Consider the following 16,038-nt stretch of genomic DNA (forward strand, 5'->3'; position numbering starts at 1 on the left):
GGTTGCCGCTGTGATCCACGGTGTAGCCCGGCTTGCTGGTATCGGCCGGGATGAACGGAATGCTCAAGGCATTGGCCAGCTTCTGGGTGTCCTCGATCGACCCCGCCACCCCGACGAAATCCTTGTCGAAGTAGCCCAGGTACTGTTTGAGCTGGTTCGGCGTGTCGCGGTTCGGGTCGACGCTCACCAGCACCACCTGCAGACGCTCCAGCGCCTCCTTGGGCAGCTCGCTTTTCACCTGGCGCAGCTGGGCCAGGGTGGTCGGACAGATGTCCGGGCAGTAGGTATAGCCGAAGAACAGCAACGACCACTTGCCCTTGAGCTGGTCCAACACCAGCGGCTGGCCGTTCTGGTCGGTCATGGTCACGTCCGGCACGGTGCGGCTCTGCGGCAGCAGGATGATGCCGGCGTCGATCAGCTCGGTGGGATTCAACTGACCACGGTCGTTGAGCACCTTGTTGACGGTCAGGCCCATGATCAGCGCGACCAGGGCAACGAGGATGAAGACGGTTTTCTGGGTTCGGGTCATAGGTTCAGCAACAGGTAGTGGTCTACGAGCAACGCGATGAACAAGGCGAACAGGTAGCCGATAGAGTACTTGAACGTCTTGATCGCCGCGTGCGGCCGGGTGCCACGGTACAACACCCAGGCCCAGTGCAGGAAGCGCAAGCCCAGGACCATGGCACAGGCCAGGTACAACGGTCCGCTCATGTGGATGGCATAGGGCAACAGGCTCACCGCCAGCAATATCAAGGTGTAGAGCAGGATGTGCAGGGCCGTGTAGCGCTCGCCGTGGGTAACGGGGAGCATGGGAATATCAGCTTTTGCGTACTCCTCCTTGCGATGAATCGCCAGGGCCCAGAAGTGCGGTGGCGTCCAGGCGAAGATGATCAGCACCAGCAGCAGTGGTTCGGCGCCCAGGTGCCCGCTGACCGCCACCCAGCCCAGCAACGGCGGAGCCGCTCCGGCCAGGCCACCGATCACGATGTTCTGCGGCGTGGCACGCTTGAGAAAGCCGGTATAGAGCACCGCGTAACCGAGCAGCGAAGCCAGGGTGAGCCAGGCGGTGAGGGGGTTGGTGAAGGCCAGCAGCAGGGCCATCCCCGCCACGGCCAACAGCAAGGCGAACAGCAAGGCCGGCAAGGGCGCGACCCGGCCCTGGGCCAGCGGGCGCTTGTGGGTGCGGGCCATCAGTGCATCGACGCGGCGGTCGACGACGTGGTTGACCGCCGCCGCGGCACCCGCGCACAAGCCAATCCCCAGGTTGCCGAACAGCAGGACGCTCCAGGCCACCCCCGCGCGGGTGGCAAGAAACATCCCCACCAGCGAGGTGATCAGCATCAGCACCACCACCTTCGGCTTGGTCAGCTCCATGTAGTCGCGCCATCCGGCGCGCTGGCGTTCCGTGCTCAGAAGCGTCGCCACGAATCGTTCCTCATTTGATGGGAAAGGTGCACGCCGGTCACCGGCGTCAGGCGCCAGCCGTGGCCCACACGGACCTTGTCGACCACGCGGATGCGGTAGTTGACCAGTACCATGCACATCAGCAGCAAGGCGCCACCAGCGTTGTGCGCGACAGCCACGCCCAGGGGCAGGTGGAACAGCACGTTGCTGATGCCCAGGCCCAGTTGCAGCGCCAGCGCCAGCAACACCAGGCGAGCCAGGCCACCCAGGCCGTGGCGGTGCAGCTTCCAGCTCAGGGTCAGCAACACCAGCATGACCAGCAGCGCGCCCAGGCGATGGCTGATATGAATCGCGGTGCGCGCGTCACTGTCCAGTTGCCCACCGAGGTAATTGGGCCCGACGTGCTGGGTCAGGTGGAAGCCGTTGCTGAAGTCGGCCGCAGGCCACCACTGGCCATGGCAGGTGGGCAGGTCGATGCAGGCAACGGCGGCGTAGTTGGCGCTGACCCAGCCCCCCAGGGCGATCTGGCCGATGACCACCAGCAGCGCCAGCGCGGCGATGCGGCGCAGGCTCAGCGGCAGTTTCGGCAATGGCGCAAAGGCCCGGGATAGACGCAGGGAAAGCAGGAAAAGCAGGCTCACCGTGGTGAATCCGCCGAGCAGGTGCGCGGTGACTACCTGGGGCCAAAGCTTCAAGGTAACCGTCCACATGCCGAACGCCGCCTGGGCCAGCACCACGCCCAGCAGCAACACCGGCAGGCGGTAGGGCTGGCCGTCGCGGGCATGCCGGCGCACGGCCTGGAAGGCGAGCAGGGCGATCACCAGCGCCAGGGTGCCGGCGAAATAGCGATGGACCATCTCGGCCCAGCCCTTGGCTTCTTCCACCGGGTGCTCGGGGAAGTGCAGCTCGGCATGGGCCAGCTGGGCATCGGTCTTGGGCACGCTGATGAAGCCATAGCACCCCGGCCAGTCGGGGCAGCCCAGGCCGGCATGGGTCAGCCGGGTATAGGCGCCGAGCAGCACCACCAGCAGCGCCAGCAGGGTGGCGAACACAGCGAGACGGAATCCGGGTCTGGCCATGGCGGCCTCCTAGCCGATGTTGGACAGCTTGAGCAGGTGACGCAGGTCGTCCAGCACATGCTTGCCGTTGACCTTGGCGTCGTAGCGCAGCACCAGGTTGCCGTGGGGGTCGACGATCCACAGCTGCGGGCCCACTTCGCCGACCTTCTGGACATAACGCTGAACATCCAGCGGGTAGCGCCGCAACTGCGGGTATTCGCGGCCCAGCAGGGCCTGGTAGTCGGCGGCCAGCGGTTGGGCCGCCGCCAGGGCATGGCTGGCGCGGCTGGCGTCACGGCCCAGGCCGACCTGGATCTGCCGGGCCAGGTACACCAGTTGCCGGCACTCCTCGGCGCAGGCCTCGGGGGCGCTGACCAGCAGCTGCCAGCGCTCGTCCTGGGCATCGATGCCGATGTCCGCGCGGCCCTCGCCATTGCCGATCATCACGCCGTGATAGCTGCGCCCCTCCGGCACCCAGAACTTGAGCTTGTACATGAAGGTGGCAAGGATCATCGGCCCGAGCACGACGAACAGGATCAGCAACAGTTGCAGACGCCCCCGGGGCTTGCGGTGGTCAGGCGCGTCCAGTGGACTCGTGGCGGCGGCCATGGCGGTTCTCCTTGTCGTTGTGATGCCAGCCGAAGTACAGGTAGAGCAGCACCAGCGTGGTGGCCAGGGCGAACCACTGCACGGCATAGCCCTGGTGCTTTTCCGGCCCCATGGCGACCACCGGCCAGTCCAGGCGGTAGGCGGCCGGACCGGGCTGCAGGCGCAGTTCCTGGGCGAAGCCTTCGCGGCCCAGCTGCTGCCAGAGCCCGGCCGGGTCGATGGCCGTCAGCAGTTGCGGCCAGCGGCCATCCGGATTGTCCGGGTGCAGTTGGAAGGTCTTGCCCGGCGCCACGTATACCGTGGTGTCCAGCGCCAGGGCCTGGTCCGGGGTGTCGAAACGCACCGGCACCCGACGGTCGGGCCAGGGCAGCCAGCCGCGGTTGACCAGCAGCCACAGCCCGCTGGCCTGGTCGTGGAAAGGTTGCAGCAACTCGACGCCGGCCTTGCCGTCGCGCATCTGGTTGTCCAGCAGCAGGCTGTGGGTGGCGTCGAAGCGGCCATACAAATGCACGGGATAGAACGCCGGATCCGGCAGCTGGCGCAGTTGATCGACAGCGACCGGCGCCTCGATCTGGCGCTCGGTGTACGCGGCGAGCAGGTCGCGCTTCTCATCGGCGCGGCGCAGTTGCCAGCAGCCGAGCGCGATCAGGCCCGGCAGCAGCGCGAGCACCACCAGGGTCGGCAACAGGCCGGGGCGAAACGGCCTCACCAGGGCCTCGTCAGGTCGAGCGCTATACTTGTACTCATCACCGCATCCCCCTGGAGTTACGCCATGCTCAAGGCCGCGATTGTCCTGATGCTGCTGGCCACCATCGCCAGCCTGTTCAGTGGCCTGGTGTTCCTGGTCAAGGACGACGACCAGTCGACCCGCCTGCTCAAGGCCCTTACCGTACGTGTCGCCCTCGCCACCCTGACCATCGCGCTGGTGGCCTGGGGCTTTATCAGCGGGCAGTTGGTCTCCCACGCGCCGTTCTGAATTACCTCGATCCCTGTAGGAGCGCGCCGCCCTTCAAAGCACATACACGAATATGAACAACCCCACCCACACCACATCCACGAAGTGCCAGTACCAGCTCGCCGCCTCGAAACCGAAGTGCTTGTCCGGCTCGAAGTGCCCGCGCATCACCCGGCAGAACATCACGAACAGGATCAATGTCCCCAGCGTCACGTGCGCGCCGTGAAAGCCGGTGAGCATGAAGAACGTCGCGCCATAGATCCCCGACCCCAGGGTCAGCCCCAGCTTGTTATAGGCCTCGTGGTACTCGTAGGCCTGCAGCGCAAGGAACCCCAGCCCCAGCAGGATGGTCAGCCCCAACCACAGTTTCAGCGGGCCACGATGGCCTTTGCGCAGGGCATGGTGGGCGATGGTCACGGTCACACTGGAGCTAACCAGCAGAATGGTGTTGATCAGCGGCAGGTGCCACGGGTCGATCACTTCCTTCGGCGGCGGGAACAGTTTCGGGTCCGGTGTGTGCAGCAGCGGCCAGACGAACTCGAAGTTGGGCCAGAGCATGTGCGCCACGCCCTTGGCTCCATCGCCCCCCAGCCACGGCCCGGCCAGCACCCGCACGTAGAACAGCGCGCCGAAGAAGGCCAGGAAGAACATCACCTCGGAGAAAATGAACCAGCTCATGCCCCAGCGGAAGGAACGGTCCATCTGCGCGCTGTATAGGCCGGCATGGCTCTCCTTGACCACCGCGCCGAACCAGCCGAACAGCATGTACGCCAGGAACAGCCCCCCGATGAAGAAGATCAGCGGCCCGTGGGACTCCGGGTGGCCGGCCTTGAGATCGTTGAACCAGGTGCCCAGGCCGAACACGGTGATGAACATGCCGATCGTGGCGATGATCGGCCACTTGCTCTGCGCCGGGACGTAGTAGTGCTCGTGGCTTGCCATGCTTGATCTCCTTCCCTCAACGGGCGGCCTCGGTCGCGACATGGGCGACTGGCGGGTGGCGAGCGGTGATGTCGAACAGGGTGTAGGCCAGGGTCAGGTGCTTCACCGACTCCGGCAGGTCGCGGTCGACGATGAAGCGCACCGGCATTTCGATGCGCTCGCCCGGCTGCAGCACCTGCTGGGTGAAGCAGAAGCACTCGGTCTTGTGGAAGTACGCCGCAGCCTCGGCCGGGGTGATGCTGGGGATGGCCTGGGCGCTCATCGGCTGGTTGGTCGGATTGCGGGCGATGAAGATCATCTGGTTCACCGCCCCCGGGTTGACCTCGATCTGGTCGGCGGTGGAATGAAATTCCCAGCTCATGTCGCCTGCGTTGGTGGACATGAACTGCACCCGCACCGAACGCGACGGGTCGCTCACCTGGGTGCCCGCGTACTGCCCGCCGGTCTTGCCGTTGATGCCGAAAGCCTTGCACATCACATCGTAGATCGGCACCAGGGCGAAGCCGAAGGCGAACATCACCACGGTCAGCATCAGCAAGCGGCTGACCAGGCGTTTGAGCGACAGGCCGTCCATGGGCAGGCTCCTACTTCACTTCCGGCGGGGTCTGGAAGGTGTGGTAGGGCGCCGGCGAAGGAATCGACCACTCCAGGCCCTCGGCGCCGTCCCAAGGCTTGGCCGGTGCCGGCGCGCCACCGCGGATGCACTTGATGACGATGAACAGGAAGAAGATCTGCGTGGCGCCGAACATGAACGCGCCGATCGACGAGACCATGTTGAAGTCGGCGAACTGCAGGTTGTAGTCCGGGATCCGGCGTGGCATGCCAGCCAGGCCGACGAAGTGCATGGGGAAGAAGGCCAGGTTCATGCCAACGAACGACAGCCAGAAGTGCAATTTGCCGAGGGTTTCGTCATACATGTGGCCGGTCCACTTCGGCAGCCAGTAGTAGGCCGAGGCAAAGATGCCGAAGATCGCCCCGGGCACCAGTACGTAGTGGAAGTGGGCGACCACGAAGTAGGTGTCGTGGTACTGGAAGTCCGCAGGCGCAATGGCCAGCATCAGGCCGGAGAAGCCACCGATGGTGAACAGGATGACGAAGGCGATGGCGAACAGCATCGGTGTCTCGAAGGTCAGCGAGCCTTCCCACATGGTGCTGACCCAGTTGAACACCTTCACCCCGGTGGGCACGGCGATGAGCATGGTCGCATACATGAAGAACAGCTCGCCTACCACCGGGATGCCGACCACGAACATGTGGTGGGCCCAGACGATGAACGACAAGAAGGCGATGGCCCCGGTGGCGTAGACCATCGAGGTGTAGCCGAACAGCGGCTTGCGCGAGAACGCCGGGATGATCGAGCTGACCGCGCCGAAGGCCGGCAGGATCATGATGTACACCTCGGGGTGGCCGAAGAACCAGAACACGTGCTGGAACAAGACCGGGTCGCCACCGCCGGCGGCGCTGAAGAAGCTGGTGCCGAAGTGAATGTCCATCAGCATCATGGTCACCACGCCGGCCAGCACCGGCATCACCGCGATCAGCAGGAACGCGGTGATCAGCCAGGTCCAGACGAACAGCGGCATCTTCATCAGGGTCATGCCCGGGGCGCGCAGGTTGAGGATGGTGGCGATCACGTTGATCGCGCCCATGATCGAGCTGATGCCCATCAGGTGGATGGCGAAGATGAAGAAGGTCACGCTCGCCGGGGCGTAGGTGGTCGACAGCGGGGCGTAGAAGGTCCAGCCGAAGTTCGGACCGCCACCGGGGCTGAACAGGGTCGAGACCAGCAGCAGGAACGCCGCCGGCAGCAGCCAGAAGCTGAAGTTGTTCATCCGCGGCAGGGCCATGTCCGGGGCACCGATCATCAGCGGGATCATCCAGTTGGCCAGGCCGACGAACGCCGGCATCACCGCGCCGAACACCATGATCAGCCCGTGCATGGTGGTCATCTGGTTGAAGAACGCCGGCTCCACGATCTGCAGGCCGGGCTGGAACAGCTCGGCGCGGATCACCATGGCGAACGAGCCGCCGAGCAGGAACATGGTGAAGGCGAACCACAGGTACATCGTGCCGATGTCCTTGTGGTTGGTGGTCAGCACCCAGCGCATCAGGCCTTTGGCCGGGCCGTGGGCGTGTTCATGACCGTGGGCGTGGTCGTCGATCACTGCACTCATGTCCTGTCTCCTGCAACCCTAAGGCACCGGTTCATTTGCTTTCCGCCTGCTTGAGCGCCAGCACGTCCTTCGGCGTGACCAGGTCGCCCTTGTTGTTGCCCCAGGCGTTGCGTTCGTAGGTGACCACGGCGGCGATATCGACTTCCGATAGTTGCTTGCCGAACGCCGCCATGGCGGTGCCGGGCTTGCCGTGGAAGACGATGCCCAGGTGGGCTTCCTTGGGCCCGGTGGCGATCTTCGAGCCCTTGAGCGCCGGGAACATCGGCGGCAGGCCCTGGCCTTCGGCCTGGTGACAGGCCACGCAGGTGGTGTGGTAGACCTTGTCTCCGCGAGCCACCAGCTCTTCGAGGGTCCAGTCCTTGCTGGTCAGCTCCTTGAGCTTGGCCGCCTCGGCCTTGCGCTCGCCAAGCCAGGTGTCGTAGTCGGCCTTGGACTTCACCTCGACCACCACCGGCATGAAGCCGTGGTCCTTGCCGCACAGCTCGGTGCACTGGCCACGGTAGATGCCCGGCTTCTCGACCCGGGTCCAGGCCTCGTTGACGAAACCGGGGATGGCGTCGCGCTTGACCGCGAAGGCCGGCACCCACCAGGAGTGAATGACGTCGGCGGCGGTCACCAAAAAGCGCACCTTGGCGCCCACCGGCAGCACCAGCGGCTGGTCGACCTCGAGCAGGTAGTGCTCATCCTTCGGCGATTTGTTGTGGATCTGCTCGGCGGGGGTGGCCAGGTTGCTGAAGAACTCGACGTCCTGGCCCAGGTACTTGTAGTGCCACTTCCACTGGTAGCCGGTGACCTGGATGTCGATGTCCGAGTCGCTGGCGTCGTAGATGTCGATCAGGGTCTTGGTGGCCGGAATGGCCATGGCCACCAGGATCAGGAAGGGAACCACTGTCCAGAGGATCTCGACCCAGGTGTGCTCGTGGAAGTGCGCGGCCTGCTGCCCGGTCGAGCGGCGGTGGATGACCATCGACCAGAACATCGCGCCGAACACCACGATGCCGATGATCACGCAGATCCAGAAGATGGTCATGTGCAGGTCGAACACTGCGTGGGAGACTTCCGTCGCCCCGGGCGCCATGTTCACCGTCCATGCTGCCTGTGCCTGACCGAACAACGACCACAGCAACAGGCCCATCCAGACATGTGGATGTCGCATCATTGCGGGTTCCCCTTATCGTTCTTGTAGTCCCGGAGGCGTGGACGACCTGCTACGACAAAGGGGGGAACGGTGGCCAAGACTGCCTGGCTTCGACGACCGAGCCCCCTGCTTAAAGGCAGTCGGGCCTCATCAACGAATCACGTTTCACCCGGAGTATAGACACCGACCAATGGTGCGCAACGCAGCACTTGAAATGATCTTGGCTCAACCAAACGTTTGCTCTGAAAGCCTCATGAATACTGGGCCGGGACACAATAATGGCACTTTGATATAGCCAATTTCCTACACGCACGTGAGAGATATAACAAATGCGTCTTAGCCATTCTCGTAAGCAAGCTAACTTAGTGTCTTCCGTTTGTAACGCCATGTCCCTGGAGTTGTCATGAACATCGCTGCTGTACGCGAGCAGATCGAAAATGCCCATCAACATGAGAGCCGTACAGGCCAACTGAAAGCCCGCCTCGAACTGCAACTGCCACACCTGCATCCATCGATCCAACTACCCCAGCAGGATGCCCAGGGTACCCTGGCGCGCTTTGTCGGCGCCTACATCAACGAGGTTCCGGAACTGCTCGAAGCCGCGCACAACGTGGCGCTCGAAGCCGGCATCGAGACGCAGATCAAACCGGTACTGAAAATTGCCGAGGCCTACTTCCTGCAGCCGCCGAGCGTGATGGCGGGGCAGGTCGGGCTGGACTGCCTGCTGGACGAGGCCTACCTGGCGCATCGCCTGGTCGAGGAGGTCAACGACCTGTATATCCGCCATTTCCAGCAGCCGCTGATTCCGGTGGATACCACGGTCGCCAACCTGATCGCCCATCAGCTGATCGGCGAGACGTTTGCCAACCAGCTGGATGAGGTGGTGCATCATTCGGTGGATGAGATGCTTGATGACGAGAGCTTTGCCGTGGAATCGGTGGAGGTCTACCGCGACAAGCTGTCGAGCCCGGTTACCGGCGCAGCATGGAAGCGCTGGCCGTGCCTTTCGCGCCAGCTTGGTGTGGAGCTGGGGCAATCGGCCTGAGCAAACCTCAAAATTGCCGGGGCCGCTTTGCGGCCCTTTCGCGACACAAGGCCGCTCCCACAGGTTCAGTGCATGATTCAATTTCTGCGCTGTATCTGTGGGAGCGGCCTTGTGTCGCGAAAGGGCTGCGCAGCAGCCCCAGGATCCTCAGATCAGACTAGGCCCCAACCCCCGCCGTAGTCCGCAACCGTCCCTCGACCCGCCGCTTCAGACGCCGCTGCTCCAGCACCAGCCGCGAGCCCTTGGCCGCGCCGCTGCGCCCCCAGTCCTCCAGCAGTTCCAGGCAGGAATGGTCGATATAATTCAGGTTGCCCAGCGGCACATGCAACGTGGTCCCTTCCGGTACCGTGTCCAGCACCTGGGTCAGCGCCGGCACCTTGAGGAAGGTCGCCGCCCCGCTCAGGCGCAGCTCCATGTGCCCCGGCACGTCCAGCGCCACCAGGTTGATCTTCAAACGCGCCGCCTTGAACGCCAGCTTCAGCAGGGTGAGGGCAAAGCCCAGCAACACGCCGGTCAACAGGTCAGTAAAGATGATTGCCAGTGCAGTCGCCGCATAGGTGAACATCGGCATCCGTCCATAGCGGCCAAGACCACGGAACGCCCTGAAGTCCACCAACTTGACCCCGGTATAGACCAGCACCCCGGCCAGGCTGGCCACAGGTATCTGCTGCAGCACGCTACTCAGCGCCACCACGAAGGCCAGCAGCCAGATACCGTGGAAGATCGCCGAGGCCCGTGTCTGCGCGCCGGCCTGGACGTTGGCCGAGCTGCGCACGATCACCCCGGTCATCGGCAGCGCACCAAGCACCCCGCAGAGCATGTTGCCAACACCTTGCGCCGACAACTCACGGTCGAAGTCCGAACGCTGGCCGCTGTGCATGCGGTCGACGGCTGCGGCGGACAGCAAGGTCTCGGCACTGGCGATGAAGGCCAGGGCGAAAGCCGCCACCAGCAGGGTCGGGTCGGCCAACTTGAGCAGGTCATCCGGACGCAACCAGTCGATGGCCTCGGACAGATCGGCCGGCACCTGAACGCGGTTGACCGGCAGCGCCAGCCACAGGCTGACGGCCGTCATCGTCGCCACCCCAAGCAGGGCACCGGGGATGAAGCGCAGCCGCTGCGGGCGCAGGCGCTCCCAGCCCCACATGATGGCGATCGTGCCCAGCCCGAGCGCGCCGGCTTGCCAGCCGTTGCCCGCGCTTTCCAGCGGCAGGGCCGAAGCCAGCGTCGCCGGGAAGCCCAGCAGGTTGTCCACGCCCGAGGGTTGTGGCGCCGTGTCGAACATCACATGCACCTGGGACAGCACGATCAGCACGCCGATCCCGGCGAGCATGCCGTACACCACCGCCGGCGCCGTGACCCGGAACCAACAGCCCAGGCGTAGGCGCCCGGCCAGCAGTTGCAGCAGGCCGGCCAGCAGCAGGATCGGCCCGAGCATCGCCACGCCATGCTGGCGCACCAGTTCGAACACCAGCACTGCCAGCCCCGCCGCCGGGCCGCTGACCTGCAATGGCGAGCCGGCAAGAAAACCCACCACGATACCGCCAATGATGCCGGTGATCAGTCCTTTGGCCGGTGGCATGCCCGAGGCGATGGCAATGCCCATGCACAACGGCAGGGCGACCAGGAAAACCACCACCGAAGCCAGCAACTCGCGCGGCAGGGCCGCCTTTATCTGTGTCATGTTCACCATGTAGCTCCTTTCTAGATTCACGGCCATTCCGCTGGCCGCCAGCACGGGGAACCCTGAATGACGCGCAGGCGCGAGCCGCCAGCAGGTCTGCCGGCAAGGCATTCAGGGAGATTCAAGGCAGGCGAAGGCCGCGCCGCACCCGTCGGGTGCAGCCGGCAATCAAGGCTTGTTCAGCGTGTTCGGGTCGCTTAGTAGCGGCCTCTCGGTGTGGCAGAGGGGATCGGCTCGCCGGCGGTCAGCGGCAGGAAGCGATCGCTGGCGGCATCGTAGGCTTCGATCTGGCTGGTTTCGATGTCGTAGATCCAGCCATGGATGTGCAGCTGTCCGGCGGCCAGGCGCGAAGCGACCGACGGATGGGTACGCAGGTGGTGCAGCTGGGCGATGACGTTTTCCTTGGTCACCAACTGCATGCTTTCGTGCTCGCTGCCGCAGGAGCAGTTGTCCTCGATCACGGTCCGCGCCACTTCGGCATGGCGCAACCAGGCGGAAACGGTCGGCATCTTGCTCAGCGACTGTGGGTTGAGCACCGCGCGCATGGCGCCGCAGTCGGAATGACCGCAGACGATGATGTGGTGCACGCCCAGCGCCAGCACCGCGTATTCAATGGCGCTCGACACACCGCCGTTCATCTGGCCATACGGCGGCACGACGTTGCCGACGTTACGGGTGACGAACAGGTCGCCCGGCGAGCTCTGGGTAATCAGCTCAGGCACGATGCGCGAGTCGGCGCAGGTGATGAACATGGCGCGCGGCTTCTGCGCGGTGGCCAGTTTCTTGAACAGCTCTTGCTGCTCGGGGAAGACTTCGGTGTGGAACCGCAGGAAGCCGTCGACGATATGCTTGAGGGCGGCATCGGCGCTTTCGGCGGGTGCGGCCGGGACAACCTTGGATGGGTCCTTGACGGGCATGATTCATCCTCTTGACGGTTTGAAAGTGAATGCCATGTTACCGGGGAAAGATTGGGGTGACGCGGGGATTTAGATGACGCGCACGGGTAAATAATCACAGTCACTGCTGACTCATGACTCACGCTAGCGTAGGAAACTTAACTGAAACTTAATTGCGCAGGCTCTAGAACGGGCGTTCTAGATGAGCGAGGGGAGTGCTGGATAATAGCAAAAAAGCATCAGATGCCAAGGGTCATGAGTGAAATTACAGGGTTGTTTTAGTTGCGCTGATGCAGTGCATGCCGTGCCAGGCGCCTAGCCGCGTGGGAAATGCAGTCAAAAACCCAAGGAGACGCTCTACTGCGAGCTTTCTGACAACATTCATGTCGCTCTTCCGATTTTTTAGAGGCACTTCGCCAGTATAGGATGCGCGTCCTTCGTCACCGCCAGACACGGACCGTCATGCGCCTCCGCAATACCTTGATCCACACCACCTTCCTGGCAGGCCTGATCTTGTGCACGCCATTGCTTGCCGAGCCGCAACGCGCCGAACTGCTGCAGGTCTATCAACACGCCGTCGAACAGGATGCGCGTCTGAGCGCCGCCCGCCACGAGTTCCAGGCACTCAGCGAACGCGTGCCGCAAGCACGGGCGGGGCTGCTGCCAACCCTCAATGCCGGCGCCACCTTCGAAAGCACCCGCCTGCAGCGCGACGAGCCCGCGCTCACCCGTACCCGCAGCGGCATGGTCTACCAGGCCAACCTCAACCAACCGCTGCTGCGCCTGGATCGCTGGTACGCCCTCAAGGCCGCCGAGGCCGGCACGGCGCAAGCCGGCCTGGACCTCGCCGCAAAGGAACAGTCGCTCATCCTGCAAACCGCGGAGGCCTACTTCGATACCCTGCGCGCGCTCGATGCGCTGGCCGCGGCCAAGGCCGAAGCCAAGGCCCTCAAGCGCCAGCAGGAACAGGCCCAGGGACGTCTGGCCAACGGCGCCTCCAGCATCACCGATGTGCTCGATGCCCAGGCAGCCTACGACAACGCCAGCGCCAACCGCCAACTGGCGCAACGCAAGGTCGACGACGCCTTCGAGACGCTGTACCGCCTGACCCGCCAGGACTATGCGCAGATCGCCGGCATCGCCCACCAGCTGCCGGTCCAGGCGCCGGTGCCCAACGATGCCAGCACCTGGGTCGAGCAGGCGGTGCAGAGCAACCTCAGCCTGCTGTCCAGCGGACACGCCGTTGATGCCGCCATGCAGGCCAATCGCCAACGCAAGGCCGGACATGCTCCCACCCTGGATGCCGTCGCGTCCTATCGCAAGGGCGACAACGACCGTTTCGGCTACAGCAACCCGACCGACTTCGGCCGCAACGGCTACCGCGACGACATTGCGCAGGGCACCTTGGGGCTGGAGCTGAACATTCCACTGTACGCAGGTGGATTGACCAGCTCGCAGGTCCGTGAGGCAGGCGAACGCCTGGCCCAGAGCGAAGACGAACATGAGGATCGCCGCCGCGAGGTGGTGCTGCAGACCCGCAACCTGCACCGCGCGGTCAACGCCGATGTGGAACAGGTCCAGGCCCGCCAGCAAAGCATCCGCTCCAGCCAGGCGTCGCTCAAGGCCAACCTGGTGGGCAGGGCACTCGGCTCACGCAACACCGCTGATGTGCTCAATGCCGAACGCCAGTTGTACCGCGCCGTGCGCGAATACAACGACGCCCGCTACGACTACATCATCGACTCGCTGAAGCTCAAGCAGGCCGCCGGCAGCCTGGCCCCCCAGGACCTGCTTGAGCTGTCCCACTACTTGAGCCGGGACTACGACCCGGATCGCGACTTCCTGCCGCCAGAGGCCAGGCGGCCTGTCGCCGGCTAAACAATCGAATGAAATAACAATCATCTGATGATGGCAAAATGATTACAAAGTTTTGCAAAACTTCGCTAACCTATTGAAATAGGTAGCTTTACCAGGCCATACCAGCCTGCATGGACGCGTTATGAGTGAACACCAAACAGGCACCCCGGACACCGGGCTGATCTGCCTGCTGATGCTGGCCCGTTTCCACAACGTGGCAGCCTCCGGCGAACAGCTGGCCCACGAATTCACCGATGGCCAGCAAGCCTTCACCACCCCGCAAATACTGCTGGCTGCGCGCAAGCTCGGGCTCAAGGCCAAACGCGTCGAGAGCCGCGCAGAGCGCCTGGCGCAGACGCCACTGCCGGCGATCGCCGCCGACCGTGAGGGCGGCTTCTTCATCATCGCCCGCATGGACCAGGGCAAGGTGCTGATCCAGGATCCGCGTGCCGAGCGACCCGAGGTCATCGACCTGGCCACCCTCGAGCAACGCTGGAGCGGCGAGTTGCTGCTGATGCGCAGCGAAGCACTGGCCCCCGGCGAATCCTCGCGCTTCGACTTCACCTGGTTCATCCCGGCCATCGTCAAGCACCGCAAGCTGCTCGGCGAAGTGACCCTGGTGTCCTTCGTGCTGCAGATCTTCGCCCTGCTGACACCGCTGTTCTTCCAGGTGGTGATGGACAAGGTCCTGGTGCACCACGGCCTGACCACCCTGGACGTGATCGCCATCGGCCTGCTGGGCATCATGCTGTTCGAGTCGGCCTTGAGCGGCCTGCGCAGCTTCGTCTTCGCCCACACCGCCAGCCGTATCGACGTCGAGCTTGGCTCACGCCTGTTCCACCACCTGATCCACCTGCCGCTGGCCTACTTCCAGGCACGCCGGGTCGGCGACTCGGTGGCGCGGGTGCGCGAGCTGGAGAACATCCGCAACTTCCTCACCGGCAACGCCATCACCCTGGTGATGGACGTGTTGTTCTCAGTGGTGTTCATCGCCGTGATGTTCTACTACAGCGGCTGGCTGACCTTGGTGGTGGTGGCTTCGCTGCCGCTCTACGCGCTGGTTTCGCTGCTGATCACACCGGTGCTGCGCCAGCGCCTGCAGGACAGCTTCAACCGTGGCGCCGAGAACCAGGCGTTCCTGGTCGAGACGGTCAACGGCATCGACACCCTCAAGTCGATGGCCGTCGAGCCGCAAGTCCTGCGGCGCTGGGACAACCAGCTGGCGGCCTATGTCGCCGCGGGCTTCAAGACCCAGACCCTGTCGACCCTGGCCAACGAAAGCGTCGGCCTGATCGGCAAGCTGGTGACCGTCGCCACCCTCTGGCTCGGCGCACGCCTGGTGATCGACGGCCAGCTCACGGTCGGCGAGCTGATCGCCTTCAACATGCTGGCCGGGCGCGTGGCCCAGCCGATCATGCGCCTGGCCCAGCTGTGGACCAGCTTCCAGCAGACCGGCGTGTCGGTGCAGCGCCTGGGCGACATCCTCAATACCCGCACCGAACTGTCGTCCTCGGCCCGCAGCGCACTGCCGCCGTTGCAAGGTGGCATCGAGTTCGACCAGGTGCATTTTCGCTACCGTGCCGACGGCTCGGAGATCCTGCGCGGGGTCAGCCTGCGTATCGCGCCGGGCGAAGTGATCGGCGTGGTCGGCCGCTCCGGCTCCGGCAAGAGCACCCTGACCCGCCTGCTGCAGCGGCTGTATGTGCCCGAACGCGGCCGGGTGCTGGTCGACGGTATGGACCTGGCCCTGGCCGATGCGTCCTCGCTGCGCCGACAGATCGGCGTGGTGCAGCAGGACAACCTGCTGTTCAACCGCAGCATCCGCGAGAACATCGCCCTGGCCGACCCCGGCACCCCGTTGGAAACCGTGATGCAGGCGGCGCGCCTGGCCGGTGCCCACGACTTCATCCTCGAACTCGCCGAAGGCTACGACACGATGGTGGGCGAGCACGGCGCCTCGCTCTCGGGCGGGCAACGCCAGCGCATCGCCATTGCCCGGGCGCTGATCGGCGACCCGCGCATCCTGATCTTCGACGAAGCCACCAGCGCGCTGGACTACGAGTCCGAACGCATCATCCAGCAGAACATGCGTTCGATCTGCCAGGGGCGCACGGTGATCATCATCGCCCACCGCCTGTCCGCCGTGCGCGATGCCAACCGCATCGTCGTGGTGGACCGTGGGCAGATCGTCGAACAAGGCAGCCACGCCGAACTGCTCGCGCACCAGGCCGGGCACTACGCCAGGCTGCACCGCCTGCAACAGGGCTGATCCTCTC

15 protein-coding genes are annotated in these 16,038 nt (G+C 64.4%); 4 read left to right on the forward strand and 11 right to left on the reverse strand.

Going from position 1 to position 16,038, the window contains the following annotated elements; translation table 11 throughout:
* The 5 genes from CC207_RS04840 to CC207_RS04860 form a co-directional block, all read right to left on the reverse strand.
* Positions 1–529 (reverse strand): SCO family protein (locus CC207_RS04840; RefSeq protein ID WP_088851689.1); only part of this gene is annotated, 529 nt, incomplete at its 3' end.
* Complete coding sequence (gene cyoE, locus CC207_RS04845) at positions 526–1,425, reverse strand: heme o synthase (RefSeq protein ID WP_028688688.1); 900 nt, start codon at positions 1,423–1,425, stop codon at positions 526–528. The genes CC207_RS04840 and cyoE, both read right to left, overlap by 4 nt.
* Positions 1,410–2,483 carry a heme A synthase gene (locus CC207_RS04850; protein ID WP_028688689.1) on the reverse strand — a complete coding sequence of 358 codons (1,074 nt, stop codon included), beginning with the start codon at positions 2,481–2,483 and terminating at the stop codon, positions 1,410–1,412. The genes cyoE and CC207_RS04850 overlap by 16 nt, the downstream gene beginning before the upstream one ends.
* 9 nt (positions 2,484–2,492) lie before the next feature.
* Positions 2,493–3,071: a hypothetical protein gene (locus tag CC207_RS04855; RefSeq protein WP_028688690.1), complete on the reverse strand. Its 579-nt coding sequence runs from the start codon at positions 3,069–3,071 to the stop codon at positions 2,493–2,495.
* Positions 3,037–3,780 carry an SURF1 family protein gene (locus CC207_RS04860; RefSeq protein WP_088851674.1) on the reverse strand — a complete coding sequence of 248 codons (744 nt, stop codon included), beginning with the start codon at positions 3,778–3,780 and terminating at the stop codon, positions 3,037–3,039. The genes CC207_RS04855 and CC207_RS04860 overlap by 35 nt, the downstream gene beginning before the upstream one ends.
* A gap of 63 nt (positions 3,781–3,843) precedes the next feature.
* On the opposite strand from CC207_RS04860, the gene CC207_RS04865 reads away from it, so the two are divergent.
* Positions 3,844–4,047: a twin transmembrane helix small protein gene (locus CC207_RS04865; RefSeq protein WP_028688692.1), complete on the forward strand. Its 204-nt coding sequence runs from the start codon at positions 3,844–3,846 to the stop codon at positions 4,045–4,047.
* A gap of 33 nt (positions 4,048–4,080) precedes the next feature.
* On the opposite strand, the gene CC207_RS04870 is transcribed toward CC207_RS04865, so the two are convergent.
* The 4 genes from CC207_RS04870 to coxB are packed head-to-tail and all read right to left on the reverse strand — an operon-like array spanning position 4,081 to position 8,301.
* A complete protein-coding gene (locus tag CC207_RS04870) occupies positions 4,081–4,968 on the reverse strand; it encodes a cytochrome c oxidase subunit 3 (RefSeq protein ID WP_028688693.1) in 888 nt (295 codons plus the stop codon).
* A 16-nt stretch (positions 4,969–4,984) separates the two neighbouring features.
* On the reverse strand, positions 4,985–5,542 hold the full coding sequence (locus CC207_RS04875) for a cytochrome c oxidase assembly protein (RefSeq protein ID WP_028688694.1): 558 nt from the start codon (positions 5,540–5,542) through the stop codon (positions 4,985–4,987).
* 10 nt (positions 5,543–5,552) lie between these two features.
* Positions 5,553–7,142, reverse strand: coding sequence for a cytochrome c oxidase subunit I (gene ctaD, locus CC207_RS04880; RefSeq protein WP_023628965.1), 1,590 nt, complete (start codon positions 7,140–7,142; stop codon positions 5,553–5,555).
* 31 nt (positions 7,143–7,173) lie between these two features.
* Positions 7,174–8,301, reverse strand: a complete 1,128-nt coding sequence (gene coxB, locus CC207_RS04885; protein WP_088851675.1) for a cytochrome c oxidase subunit II — start codon at positions 8,299–8,301, stop codon at positions 7,174–7,176.
* 382 nt (positions 8,302–8,683) lie between these two features.
* Between coxB and CC207_RS04890 the strand changes: the two genes are divergently transcribed.
* Positions 8,684–9,325, forward strand: coding sequence for a hypothetical protein (locus tag CC207_RS04890; RefSeq protein WP_028688696.1), 642 nt, complete (start codon positions 8,684–8,686; stop codon positions 9,323–9,325).
* Between the two features lie 157 nt (positions 9,326–9,482).
* Here the strand turns inward: CC207_RS04890 and CC207_RS04895 are convergent, their stop codons facing one another.
* Both CC207_RS04895 and CC207_RS04900 read right to left on the reverse strand, forming a co-directional pair.
* Complete coding sequence (locus tag CC207_RS04895) at positions 9,483–11,018, reverse strand: SulP family inorganic anion transporter (RefSeq protein ID WP_220467265.1); 1,536 nt, start codon at positions 11,016–11,018, stop codon at positions 9,483–9,485.
* A 188-nt stretch (positions 11,019–11,206) separates the two neighbouring features.
* Positions 11,207–11,926, reverse strand: a complete 720-nt coding sequence (locus CC207_RS04900; protein WP_028688698.1) for a carbonic anhydrase — start codon at positions 11,924–11,926, stop codon at positions 11,207–11,209.
* 441 nt (positions 11,927–12,367) lie between these two features.
* Between CC207_RS04900 and CC207_RS04905 the strand changes: the two genes are divergently transcribed.
* Positions 12,368–13,783: a TolC family outer membrane protein gene (locus tag CC207_RS04905; RefSeq protein ID WP_088851676.1), complete on the forward strand. Its 1,416-nt coding sequence runs from the start codon at positions 12,368–12,370 to the stop codon at positions 13,781–13,783.
* 121 nt (positions 13,784–13,904) lie between these two features.
* On the forward strand, positions 13,905–16,031 hold the full coding sequence (locus CC207_RS04910) for a type I secretion system permease/ATPase (protein ID WP_088851677.1): 2,127 nt from the start codon (positions 13,905–13,907) through the stop codon (positions 16,029–16,031).
* Positions 16,032–16,038 lie beyond the last annotated feature (7 nt).

The organism is Pseudomonas sp. DrBHI1 (assembly GCF_002205115.1).
Taxonomy (GTDB): domain Bacteria; phylum Pseudomonadota; class Gammaproteobacteria; order Pseudomonadales; family Pseudomonadaceae; genus Aquipseudomonas; species Aquipseudomonas mosselii.